We start from the raw sequence: 12,329 nt of genomic DNA on the forward strand, positions 1-12,329 counted from the left end.
AAAAATATATACACTAATTTCTTAAACCTTATAAACATCTGCTAACCCTTATTACTTTTGCCTGTTTTTCCATAGTATCCATACCCATAGTAACCATAATAACCACCATCGGTTGCTTCTATGTCATTTAATAACGTTCCTATAATATTAGCCTTAACGTGTTTAAGTAACTCAACAGAATGCCGCACAGCCTCTTTTTCAGCCACGTTTTGCCGTACTACCAAAATCGTGCCATCAACCTTAGTGGACAGGATCTGAGCATCCGTTACTGAAAGAACGGGTGGAGCATCATAAATTACCAGATCTAACTGTTTCTCTAATGAATCAACCAGTGCATTCATCCTTTTAGAATTCAGTAATTCTGCTGGGTTTGGAGGAATCGGACCGCTTGGCATCACATATAAGTTATCCATAGAAGTCTCATAAATCGCTTTATTTACATCAAAATCACGATCTGTCAAATAGTTAGTCAACCCTTTAGGATTAACGATATCAAAGGTTGCATTGATGGTTGGTCGGCGCATATCAGCATCGACCAAGAGTGTTTTTAATCCTTGTTTAGCAAAGGTCACCGCCAAATTTGCAGCCACGGTTGATTTTCCCTCCGAAACCAATGCAGAAGTCAGCATCAAAGATTTGTAAACTGTGTCGGCATTAGAAAATTGAATATTCGTACGAATTGTTTTAAATTGCTCCGAGATAACGGAATTAGGTGCAGCTGCAGTAATCATATGAACTCCATTCTCCATGGAGTCATTCGACAACATATTCTTCTTTTTTTTGTTAAAAAATATCATCAGACATTCTCCTTCTAGACACGTCGCCGCAAGGCAACACTCTGATTATTCGTCAAAACACTGACAGCGTGTCTATTTGTTTTCTTACTCATGTGGCTAACAGCGCCTAAACTAATCAATTCCAACTCATCAGTTAAGAATTTTTCATCCTTAACTGTTGTATCGAGTAAACTGTGTATAACAACGATAGTACCACCAATAAGCAAACCTAATACTAACCCAATTAAAAGATTGAGCTTCTTATTAGGAAATACGGGATTCGTATTAGCGCTAGCTTTAGTCACAACCGTAACATTATTCACCTTCATCATTTTTTTTATTTTTTTACTAAAAACCTCACTTATCGTATTGGCAATATCTGCAGCAGTATAAGCATTTTTGTCAGTAACTGTGACACTTAATACCTGTGAGTTGGTCTGATTTTCAATTGAAATTGCATCCTGTAACCTATCTAAATTGCCCTTGTAATTATCTTGTTGCCTAATCTGTTTTAATACAGGCGATAAGATCACATCTTTTTTTAAAACATCTTTATATGTATTAATTGCCTGCAAATCAGCTTGTTGAATATTGTACTGTATCTGCGCATTATCAACTTTTTGATTGACCAAGATATCTGTTGTTGCACTATATTTAGGTGTCAAAAAAATAAAAGATATTAGAAAAGCCAAAACTCCTCCACATAACATCCACAATACTAAGCTAACAATATTTTTGCGTAGTAAACCCCATAGTTGTCGAATGTCAATATTCTTTTCGTCATTTGCTTTCTCAATCATCAGTTTACTCCTTCAATTATTTAAAATATTAAAATCATATTTTCTTAATGTTATTTACTGGCTAAGACTCTTCGTACAACAGAAAATATTAAGAATATATATAATGAACAGCGACATTAATAATCTAACAAATCTCCATTTATTACACTATACCCACGGATCCTTTATGGTAAGCTATCACAAGACTTAAGTAACTAACTTTCAACCTAATATGCACCATTTGGTCGAACCATAATCTTAATGGTTCTTAAAATGATTGCTAAATCAAACAAGATAGAACTTTTCTGAATATACTTAAGATCCAACATAACCATCTCGCTGAATCCTACTTCACTGCGTCCGTTGACCTGCCACAGACCCGTACAACCCGGAATAACATAAAGACGTTGCTTGTCGTACTCACTATATTGTGCCACTTCATTCGGTAATGGTGGACGAGGGCCTACTAGACTCATATGTCCCAGTAAGACATTAAAAAGTTGAGGTAATTCATCAATACTGGTTTTTCTAATAAAATGCCCTACCTTCGTGACTCTAGGATCATGTTTCATCTTGAACATTGCCCCTTCAATCTCATTATATTTTTTCAGCTCAGCTTGTTTTTCTTCGGCATCCATACACATTGAACGGAATTTGTACATATAAAAAATTTTACCACCACGTCCTAATCTTTTTTGCTTATAAAAAATGGTGCCACCATCTTCAAGTGTAATCAGCAATGCTACTACCAAAAAAAAGGGTAAAAGTAGAACCAAACCGCTAAAACTGAAAAAAAAATCCCCTATACGTTTTAGCAACCTATACACATATCTGTGATTAATTCGATTGCGGTCTAAATAAATAGTCTGAACCTCACTAACTTGACCTCTCTGCATAAGCGTTGTCCCCCAAAGTTTAATTATTATACATTAAACAACAATACAATATTAATTATACACGCTCAATCTTTCTATTTAAATAGCTCTCTTAATAAAAATTTATACGCTTATTACCAAAAAGTTAATTTTTATATTGAGCAACTTTTTTATTTTAAGAAAATTAATATATTAGACCATATAATTTACCCCAGTAAATAATAGCCATTCATAAATGTTATTAATACTTATATATAAAAAATGTTACTATTAAAGCAACACTTTTTTCAAAAAATTTATTCTGCTTTAGTCAAAATTAACTACTGCTCTTAATTCGTTAAGTCTAATGCCGATCGCAATTGCTGCGAAACTTTATCGAGGTTAGCTTGCGGCACGACTTCATAAGAGACACCGTCAATCATCTGACCATCACCTTGCAATTGAAGTTGCTTAACTTTATCAGCTTGACGATATTTCTCCGCAATTGTTTTCATTTGATCAAATGTAATATCAGTCTTCATATTACTTGAAAGTGCTGAAAGTATATCCTGATACTTCATAACTCCATTAACGGTAGTAATTTTCTTCACAAGACCAGCAAGGACCTCACGTTGTCTTTTCTGTCGTCCATAATCTCCACGGGGATCTTCATAGCGCATTCGAGTAAAGGCGAGAATATTATCTTTGTCGATTGTAACTTCTCCCTTAGGAAAATGTACACCTAAATTGGTGAAGTCCAAATCATTATTAACTTTAATATCTCCCAATGCAGATGAAAGCTGCACCAAACCGCCCATGTTCATTTCAATATAATGATCAATTGGGACATTCAAATAACTCTGAATTGTATTCATTGCACCGCTAACACCATCATACGCATAAGCAGCATTTAACTTGTTATTAAAGCCATGGCCTGGAATTGCGACTTTAGTATCTCGCGGAATACTTGCAAGTGTTGTTGTTTCAGTCCTAGGGTTAACAACTGCTACCATAATAGTATCCGAACGGCCCTTATATGTACGACCATATTCCCCAGTATCAGTTCCTAAAAGCAAAATTGAAAACGGCTTGCCTTCTTTAATATTTTTAGCATTGTCACGTCCACTATCATGCTTTACACTTTTATAAGTAGTATTAACTGCTTGTTTTGCATCATCGTACATCTTAAATAGAACCACTGCGTCAATCGCAAAGAAGATAAGTAGAAAAGCTATGATGTATTTCCAAACCTTACGTTTTTTCTTTCCATGATGCTGATGATGTCTTCTAATTTCATCTTTTGCCAAAAATGTCACTCCAAATCTAGTTAAATTATAAAATATTCATATCTATAGACTTGACTATTCTTAATTAAAATAAATTTATTTCAAGCTGAATTAAAATACAGTTACTAATCTGAAATGACAAACCAGAAAGCAAATTATGCTGCGCCACTTTGACAAGAAAATAAAGCACTTCTCTGTTTTTAATTTGTCAACTATCCCTCACAAAAAATTTTATTATATCCCCCTATAATTTAAAAAACTTTTACCGTATTTGCCTAAGCTTACTTAAAAAAATTTTAAAATCCAGTCACATCTATTATACACAGCATTACGTTTAAATAAATAAAAAATTACAAATTTAAACTTGTAATTTTAGATGTCTTTTTACTTAGCTTTTATAAAAATGGATAGTTTAATAATTTTTTCAAAGTTAAAATTGTTAAAATGATATTTTGCGTTTATTCATATCTATAAATATTTTAAAACATACAAAATGCTTCAAGATTATGGGCAACTGCAGCCAGTCATCTCGAAGCATTTAAGATTTATTCAAACAGCATCTATTCTTTTATTTGGTTAATAAACTGTCTGAAGCAAACTATTTTTAACAGACAGCTTATTTTTTCATAACCTTTTTAAATCATTTGATTACAAACTTTTTCAATTTCATAATATAGTGTTATTTCTCAAACTACTTCTATATATTTTCAATACTTGTGCAATCGTGTTCTAGCTGCCAAGCCTTCTTTAAACCCATGAATCACAACTTCTCCCACTTCTTATGCAGCACTTTAAGGTGTTCTTTAAGCAGCTCAGGTGAAGGTTCCTCGTCATAGACCTCTTTAAGTGTTGCGGCCACAACTTCCTGCTTCAAAGCTACAGAATATTTCTTCAATGGTATGTATTCTACCTGCGCAGCCTTCTTCTTGACTAAGTGGTGCAGCTGTCCTTCTACTTCAGATGAATTAAGCTCTCGGGTCAATTCTTCCAAAAAGTGCATCTCCACAATGTGCGCATACAAAGCATGTTCAATATGCTGTCTTACGACTGCCCTTTTAACTTTTAACTCGATTTTCACATGCTGATCACCCATCATCTTAAACCAAAGATGCAGCGAGCGGCTTTGTTCATCAAAAGAACTGTTCAGCACCCGGTTAAACATTACCCAGTGTGTGGAATGCTGGGTTGTCCCGCCCAATGGAACCAAGATCGTATTTCCGAACACGTAAGGTAGAGCTCCCTTGCGGCGGTCCTTGCAAATATTAAAAATCCGCATTCCCCAAAAAGATAATGGGTGTTCAGCAACAAAAATATTAATTAACTTTCTCGTTTCTTTGTTTGTCTTGATAATACCTCGATACTGATCCAGCAAAAGCGTCTTGCAGCCCAGTTCGGGAAAATTTTGGCAGTGCAGCAGCATTAAAGTTGTTTGCGGATTAATTCTGGCTTCTTCGTCAAAGACTGCATCCTGCATTAATTTTTTATATTCCTTCCCATGTATTTTAAAAAAGTTTTTAAAAACCGTTTCCATTTACACTCCTCCTCTACCCCAGAGGGCAGCCCTCTGCAACACTATCTGTGTCACAATTTGATTGTATCATTTTACTTTTATTAATTATACTATTTTTTTAGTTCTATATTAATTAAAGTTCCGCTCTAGCTTTTACAAATAAATTAGCTAACTTATGCTATGAGTGTTCAAGGCCTTGAATCAATTCAACCAACTGGAGTGATTCAATGAACCTCAATAGAATAAACGAAGATGCCTTTGCCCTAATGCTTGCTGATGACAATATGCGCTTAATACACGGTGTCCTCAAGTCGCTGCATATTTCGCCTGCACGTAATGATTATGAAGATCTGCTGCAAGAAGGCTGTCTTATTTTTGCAGACGCTTACCGTCGCTTTTACCAGCTGCAGCCTAATTCTTCTAGCGCTGAGTTCGGCAAATTTGCCTTTCGCAGGATCCGGTGGCGGCTGCTGGACTTATTGCGGCAGCAAAAACTCCATGAACTGCCCTGCCTGCAGCTTGAAAACAGCAGCTCAGACTTTAACACCTTAGACCCGGCTGATCCCAGTACACTTTTCCTTGCCGAGGATATCGCTGCTGTTTCTTTTTTCCAGGAACTTTGGAAACAGTGTACGCCAAAAGAACGCTGCTATCTTCAAAGCCGCCTGCATGGTCAAAACTTAGCGGCTTTTTCCCGCGAATACGGTGTCTCACGTCAGACGGTCTACAAGTGGCGTAAGAGTGTGATGGATAAGGCAAATAAGATTTTGGAATAATCATTGAAACACGTTAATGCACATATTACAGCTTAAAACAGGGGGGACTGGGTCAAAAGTTATATTTTGACTCAGTCCCCCTGTACATGCTTCTATAGTTAATTTTCTATAACCTAATCACGATTTTTTCCTTTAGGCTTAGAAGTAAGAACAGATCGGTTCTTGCCCATTTTTAAACCGCAATATCTCTTCAGCACATCTTTTGGATGAACTTATTAAATTTTCACTGGTATTTGCTCCGATATGGGGAGTCGCAACAAAGTTGGTCAGCTTAGTAAGCTTCTCAACAGTAAAACTATCAGAATCATCTAAAGTATCTACTGCTGCACCGGCAATTTGTTTACTTGCCAGTGCATTATACAAGGCAGTCGTATTTACTAATGAACCTCGGGCGGTGTTTATTAGATATGCATTCTTTTTCATCTTTCTAATTGCTTTATCGTCAATAATGTTTTTTGTTTCGGCAGTCGCTGGAATATGCAGGCTGATGATATCAGACTTCTTCAGCAACGTATCAAGAGAAACCAGCTCTCCATACAATAACTTTTTTGGCCTATGATTATAGACCAACAGCTTCACCTGAAAGGGTTGTAAAAGAGCAGCAACTCTTCGAGCTATTTCTCCATAACCGATCAAACCAACCGTTTTTTGTTTTATCAGTGTTCCATCTTCTTCTATTTTCGGTGTGCCGAGTAGCTGCAGATGCCGGGATAGCAGCAGCATAAAACCCAGTGTTAACTCCGCAACTGATGAAGAATTTATTCCGGGTGTATAAGTTAAGCCGATCCCGGCTGCTTTCAACGCCTGCAGCGGCAGGTTATCCACACCGACACCGTGCCGGACAATTAACTTTAAATTCGGAAACAGCTTTAAATCGCTCTTCGTTAACCTGTTGGCCCTAATGATTATCGCAAATACATCTTCTAGATTTGTCTCCTGCCGGCTTTCGCTGAACGAAAGTGACGGGTTCTTTTCGTATACCCGAAAGCCGTTCTTTTCGAGGATATCCAGCCCAGCACGATTAACATTGTCAACTACATAAATGGTTTTCAAAAGCAGCCCTTCTTTCTCATCAGAATTACAGTAACACCTAAATAAATTACTCAAATGATACAAGTAAAGGTGCTGGAAAGCAAATGTTTGTTACGGCTCAGCCAAGGAAGTGTGCCAATAGTCGCTAGGCCTTGAGCATTAACTGCGAATTACGAACATAGTCTGGACTTGACTATGAGTAATTTGTGGTTAAGCGGAAAGAGCTGACTATTGAAACACGTTAATGCGCATACTATTAGGTTAAAAAGAAAAAGTGTGCCAATAGTCGCTAGACCTTGAGCATTAACTGCAAATTACGAACACAGTCCGAACTTGACTATGAGTAATTCGAGGTTAAGCGGAAAGAGCTGACTATTGAAACACGTTAATGCGGAATAAGTAGAGGAGCTAGGTTAAAATTTCACTTTTGACCCAGCTCCCGCTTGTTCTTCTTGATTTCATTTACACTACTGAACCTTAAAAAATCTTTTTATTATATTCTTGTATATATCAACAAAATAATTAAACTGGCTTAACTCAACATATTCATTTTCCTGATGAGAGGTATCAGAACCCGGTCCGAAGACAACCACTTTCATTTGCGGATTGGCCTTTACCAGTTCTGAAGCATCTGTTCCACCCGAGAAGCTGTGCAGCGGAAAGTCAAAATTCAGTTTACGTTCTGCCGTCTCTTTTATTAAGGAGACAAATTCATCATCCGGATCTGTAATAACGGGAATTTTGTTCCCCAGCAGTTTGAATTCCAGTTGAGAATCGAAGTGATTATTGATATCTGCAACTAATTTTTTGACTTCTGAAATAATCTGGTCATTTGGTATTTCAGGAATAGTTCTCATTTTAACAAACAGACTAGCAGCGGAAGGAACTGAATTCAGCTGATCCCCGCCTTTTATCTTAGTAACAACCGGAACTACTTTGCCTAAATATTTATTTTCACTTCTCAGCGTCGAAAAATACTCTTCTTGTTTTTCATAGAATCGTATTAGCGGAGTGATTGCATTATAACCCTGCTCAGGAGTCGAGCTGTGTGCTGCCTTGCCCTTTGATGCAATTTCATAGGTTATGGAGCCTTTGTGAGCAAACACAACCCGATACCCCGTTGGTTCTGCAACCAGCAAATGGTTCACATCATCAAGGTAACCATCTATCACAAATCTTTTAGCACCCTGCATATGGTTGACCATGCTGGTTTCTTCGCCTACAGTACATAAAAGCTTTAGTTTTCCATTAATATTGATTCCTTCGTCCGCTAATTCCATCATCGCTAAAGCCATAACCGCAAGTCCAGACTTCATGTCTGATGCTCCGCGCCCATACATCTTCCCTTTGCTGACCCGAGCGCTCAAAGGCGGAAACTTCCATGCCGCAAGATTTCCCAGTTTTACCACATCCTCGTGTCCTGAAAGAGCAAGTACAGGTCCAGCGCTATTTCCCATTTCAGCATAAAAATCACAGCGGTCATCTTCTACAGAAACTAATTTACAATTAATATGGTGTTCTTCAAATTTATTTTCTAAGATTTTGGCCAAAGATTTTTCATGGCCGCCAACGGTGTTTGCATGTATTAAAGTTGCTAGGAAAGAGTCTCTTTTTTGTTCGTCCATTCTGACCATCCTCAATAATTTAATGACTTCCGCTTCACCGACTCATAGTTCATTACTTCTTGGCGAAATAATCTTCATCAGTAAAGCAAGCGACTATTTCACTCAAGCGTTTGATCCGGTTGCTTGGTTTTCCCGATCTTGATAATTCATGGCTTTCTCCAAAAAAGCGGATAAATTTAGTCTCAACACCTAGAGTCTTCAAAGCAACAAACCATTGCTCGCCTTGTTCCAGCGGGCACCTGAGATCTTGATCGCTATGCAGAATCAGAGTGGGCGTCTTCACATTATTAATATAGGCAAGCGGCGATTCTTCCCATAATTTTTGCGGCTTTAAAATATTAACACCGCCGGCTTCGGAAGTATTGAACCAGTAACCGATATCACTCGTTCCTGACATACTTACAAAGTTTGAGATCGAGCGCTGTGTCGCTGCACGTTTAAACCTATCCGTATGTGCAACCACCCAGTTCGTCATAAAACCGCCATAACTGCCGCCAGTAACAAACAAGCTATCCTGATCAATCTCTGGAAACTTCTTGATGATCTGATCCACAGCAATCATCAAGTCTTCATAATCACCCTTGCCATAGTTTCCAACAACGCCGTCAGCATGCTTTTGACCATAGCCGAAGCTTCCGCGCGGATTGACTAATAAGACAGCCATCCCTTTTGCGGCAAGAACTTGTACTTCATGATGAAAAGTATACCCGTGCATAGCATGCGGTCCCCCGTGAATATCCAGTACTAAAGGAATTTTTTCTTTGCCGGAGAATAAAGGCGGCAAGGCAAAGAAACATGGGATTTTTCCCCCATCACTGTGCGTAAATTCAAAGGTTTGATACTCAGCAAAAGTATAATCGCGCTGCTGTTCCAAAACCTTTGTCTTCAACTCTTCAGCTTCTGCTTTTCCGAACTCTTCAACAAATAATCCCGCTGGCAGTTCCGGGCGGCTGACCACTAATGCTATGTTCCCTGAAACTGGATCAACGGCAAAATCTTGAATATGTTCTTTGCGATCAGTCAGTTTAGCAACCATTCCTTTTGCCGGATCAGCTGTATAAAGACAAACTTTACCTTTTTGACTGACAATAAAAACAAAACAGTGCTTGGCTTCATTCCACTGCAGCAGTGGATTAGTATTATTCTGGTGAAAATCAGTTACGCATGAATCAGCCGCATGCAGTTCTTCTGCAGTTGAAAAAGTTAACAGCTGTTCTTCTTTCGTGTCGTAAACAAAAAATTTATTTTCCTTTGCATTGTTGTATGTACCCTCATTTCCCAAAAAGCCTAAGTAACGGCCGTTTTGTGAAAAACACGGGTTGCTGAATGATGACTGCTGTGCAAAATTTTTCAAAATATTCTCATTCTTAACTACTTCAGTCAATTCTTCATTTAAAGTAAGCTGCCACAAGCCTTCATCAAAATTAAAATCATCATCTTCAGCTAACTTTTTTTCAAAGACAATCTTGAGCCCATCAGGTGAGATCGTAAACGCCTTGCGCGAGCTGAACCCAAAGTTCACCGCCGCTAAATAAACTTTTTTACTGCTATCAATTCCTTGAAGCCACAACTTTCTTAAATGATCATCGTCTTCAAGCAAACCATGACCGTTGAACTTATAACAGGCTCTGGTAGTCGTAAAGGCCGGACCAGGCTCAACTTTTTTTGCTTGCGTCAGATACAGTATGTGAGCACCGTCTGGGTGGAGCATAAAATCTTTTATACCTGCGGCTTCGCTTGTCAGTTGTTTGACTGTCTTCGCATCGAAATCATAGTAATAAATCTGACGAGCTCCGTCCTTATTCGAAATAAAATAAAAACCAGTGTCTGCAGTCGCCCAGAGCGGTTCAATATTTAAAGAATCGGCTTTTAAAATACCATGATCTTCATTAGTAATAAGATCGTAAAGACGAATTTCAGAAAGATAGTTATCGCTGGCCTTAGTTACTTTGGTTTGAACATATAACACTTTGTTTCCCTTAGAATTATATTGCGGACTTGCAAGTGAATCAAAATGATACAGGTCTTTAATTTGAACAGTTTTATTCATAAACTTGCCCCTTTTAAAAAATTATTTTTAAGCACAAACAACAAACGAAATTCTTTCTGAAACATCGCAGGCTGCTTTAATAAAACGAGGGGAGTGTGACGTAAGTCGGTAAAATTTGAATACTAACAAGAAATTACGAACATAGCGCGTAATTTGCTATGAGTAATTCGTGGTTAATGTTCAAAGTCTACCGCCTATTAGCACACTTTCCCATAAGTATTATTTATTACCAAGAGTTTGGAGAACCTTATAAAGATAGAAACTGCCTTCTTTATAATCTTCAAGCCGAATATTTTCATTAGGTGAGTGTGGTCCACTGCCGGCATAGTGAATACCCACCATAACGATCGGTACCTTTAATTCACTGTTGAATTGCTGTGCCGGGCCGCTGCCGGGCATATTAGGAAGAATCAAGCAGTTATCTGCGCCGTATACCTCATCGCCGATTTTTTTGCATAACTCAACAAAATCATCATCAAGCGGTGTCCGGAAAGCATATTCCCCATGGCCTAAATCCACTTTGACATCACTGAATCCATTTGCGACCAGTTGTTTTTGGATCAGCTGAGCAATTTTTTGAGGATCCTGATTTGGAACTAAGCGACAGTCAAGCTTTGCTGCTGCTCTGCTTGGAATGATGGTTTTACTGCCGTCACCCTCATATCCTGAAGTCAACCCATTGATTGTGATTGTATTTCCGTTGACTAATGAATCAGCTGAACCCCTGTCTGAAATTGGCCGCAGCAAACCATAGTTCTTTTCTAATTTATCCTTATCAAAATCAAGCTCAGAAATCGCTTGCTTAGTGTTCTCATCAAGCGGAACGATATCATCATAAAAACCGTCAACTAAGACTTGGCCGTTCTTATCTCTTAAAGAGTTAAGAGCTTCAACCAAACGCCAGGCAGCATTATCCGCAAAGGTTGCTAGAGATGAATGAAGGTCTTTTTTAGCCGTGACAACTTTCATTTCAAAGGAAACTATACCCTTTAAACCGCAAGTAATCTGGAAATTACAGTGTTCGTCTTTGCCGCCGCCTTCCCAAATACAATAATCTGCACTTAATTGTTCTGCATGGCCGCGAACATATTTTTCTACCCGCGGACTGCCGATTTCTTCTTCACCTTCAATCAAGAACTTGACGTTGACCGGTAATCCACCATTTTGGTTGAAATAGTCGATCAATGACAGCCGTGACAGCAGTTCGCCCTTATCGTCACAAACACCGCGTGCAAATACTTTTCCATCTTTAATAGTCGGTTCAAAGGGTTCTGTCAGCCATTCGTCTAATGGATCTGGAGGCTGAACATCATAGTGGTTATAAAAAAGGACTGTTTGATCAGACTTGCCGTTGAACTCAGCAAAAATAACCGGGTTGCCGCCATGCTCATTCCATTTCTCTACTTTTGCTGCTCCGAGAGTTTTAAACTTGTCTACTATCCAAGCGACAGTTTTATCAATTCCCTTGTTTTGAGCTGAAATACTGGGAATTCTCAAATAATCAAACAAACTTGGCAGCTTTTCCTCAACAAAAGCTTCAACTATCTTCTTTTCATCATCTTTCATCAAATCACTTTCCTTACGTCATAATTATTTTTTCATCTGAAAAACTAACTCCTAAAAACACTTGGCGGTTGTTAA

10 protein-coding genes are annotated in these 12,329 nt (G+C 38.1%); 1 reads left to right on the top strand and 9 read right to left on the bottom strand.

Annotated elements, in window-relative coordinates; genetic code table 11:
* Window positions 1–41: 41 nt before the first annotated feature.
* The 5 genes from FD46_RS07310 to FD46_RS07330 all read right to left on the bottom strand — a co-directional run bounded on the left by FD46_RS07310 (window position 42) and on the right by FD46_RS07330 (window position 5,226).
* Entirely contained in the window at window positions 42–797 is a 756-nt protein-coding gene (locus tag FD46_RS07310; protein WP_057896500.1) for a CpsD/CapB family tyrosine-protein kinase, read from the bottom strand.
* Between the two features lie 14 nt (window positions 798–811).
* Entirely contained in the window at window positions 812–1,576 is a 765-nt protein-coding gene (locus FD46_RS07315) for a YveK family protein (RefSeq protein WP_057896501.1), read from the bottom strand.
* A 206-nt stretch (window positions 1,577–1,782) separates the two neighbouring features.
* Window positions 1,783–2,451 carry a sugar transferase gene (locus FD46_RS07320; RefSeq protein WP_057896502.1) on the bottom strand — a complete coding sequence of 223 codons (669 nt, stop codon included), beginning with the start codon at window positions 2,449–2,451 and terminating at the stop codon, window positions 1,783–1,785.
* Window positions 2,452–2,759: 308 nt separating this feature from the next.
* Window positions 2,760–3,716: an LCP family glycopolymer transferase gene (locus tag FD46_RS07325; protein WP_057896503.1), complete on the bottom strand. Its 957-nt coding sequence runs from the start codon at window positions 3,714–3,716 to the stop codon at window positions 2,760–2,762.
* A gap of 739 nt (window positions 3,717–4,455) precedes the next feature.
* Window positions 4,456–5,226, bottom strand: a complete 771-nt coding sequence (locus FD46_RS07330; RefSeq protein ID WP_057896504.1) for a hypothetical protein — start codon at window positions 5,224–5,226, stop codon at window positions 4,456–4,458.
* A 206-nt stretch (window positions 5,227–5,432) separates the two neighbouring features.
* Here FD46_RS07330 and FD46_RS07335 point away from each other — a divergent pair, with 206 nt between their 5' ends.
* On the top strand, window positions 5,433–5,981 hold the full coding sequence (locus FD46_RS07335) for a sigma-70 family RNA polymerase sigma factor (RefSeq protein ID WP_057896505.1): 549 nt from the start codon (window positions 5,433–5,435) through the stop codon (window positions 5,979–5,981).
* A 138-nt stretch (window positions 5,982–6,119) separates the two neighbouring features.
* Here the strand turns inward: FD46_RS07335 and FD46_RS07340 are convergent, their stop codons facing one another.
* From FD46_RS07340 to FD46_RS07355, 4 genes are all read right to left on the bottom strand, one after another.
* On the bottom strand, window positions 6,120–7,034 hold the full coding sequence (locus tag FD46_RS07340) for an NAD(P)-dependent oxidoreductase (protein ID WP_057896506.1): 915 nt from the start codon (window positions 7,032–7,034) through the stop codon (window positions 6,120–6,122).
* Between the two features lie 446 nt (window positions 7,035–7,480).
* The gene (locus FD46_RS07345) at window positions 7,481–8,638 is read right to left on the bottom strand and encodes an ArgE/DapE family deacylase (protein WP_057896507.1); all 1,158 of its coding nucleotides are present in this window, start codon (window positions 8,636–8,638) and stop codon (window positions 7,481–7,483) included.
* 52 nt (window positions 8,639–8,690) lie between these two features.
* A complete protein-coding gene (locus FD46_RS07350) occupies window positions 8,691–10,688 on the bottom strand; it encodes a S9 family peptidase (protein WP_057896508.1) in 1,998 nt (665 codons plus the stop codon).
* A gap of 219 nt (window positions 10,689–10,907) precedes the next feature.
* Entirely contained in the window at window positions 10,908–12,254 is a 1,347-nt protein-coding gene (locus FD46_RS07355; protein WP_057896509.1) for a M20/M25/M40 family metallo-hydrolase, read from the bottom strand.
* Between the last annotated feature and the right edge of the window lie 75 nt (window positions 12,255–12,329).

Origin of the sequence: Liquorilactobacillus oeni DSM 19972, from assembly GCF_001436275.1 — a bacterium.
Lineage (GTDB): Bacteria > Bacillota > Bacilli > Lactobacillales > Lactobacillaceae > Liquorilactobacillus > Liquorilactobacillus oeni.

Excerpts from the sequence above, each read along its gene's own strand:
- FD46_RS07355 (WP_057896509.1), bottom strand. The coding sequence starts at position 12,254 with ATGAAAGATGATGAAAAGAAGATAGTTGAAGCTTTTGTTGAGGAAAAG.
- FD46_RS07320 (WP_057896502.1), bottom strand. The coding sequence starts at position 2,451 with ATGCAGAGAGGTCAAGTTAGTGAGGTTCAGACTATTTATTTAGACCGC.
- FD46_RS07345 (WP_057896507.1), bottom strand. The coding sequence starts at position 8,638 with ATGGACGAACAAAAAAGAGACTCTTTCCTAGCAACTTTAATACATGCA.
- FD46_RS07350 (WP_057896508.1), bottom strand. The coding sequence starts at position 10,688 with ATGAATAAAACTGTTCAAATTAAAGACCTGTATCATTTTGATTCACTT.
- FD46_RS07310 (WP_057896500.1), bottom strand. The coding sequence starts at position 797 with ATGATATTTTTTAACAAAAAAAAGAAGAATATGTTGTCGAATGACTCC.
- FD46_RS07335 (WP_057896505.1), top strand. The coding sequence starts at position 5,433 with ATGAACCTCAATAGAATAAACGAAGATGCCTTTGCCCTAATGCTTGCT.
- FD46_RS07315 (WP_057896501.1), bottom strand. The coding sequence starts at position 1,576 with ATGATTGAGAAAGCAAATGACGAAAAGAATATTGACATTCGACAACTA.
- FD46_RS07330 (WP_057896504.1), bottom strand. The coding sequence starts at position 5,226 with ATGGAAACGGTTTTTAAAAACTTTTTTAAAATACATGGGAAGGAATAT.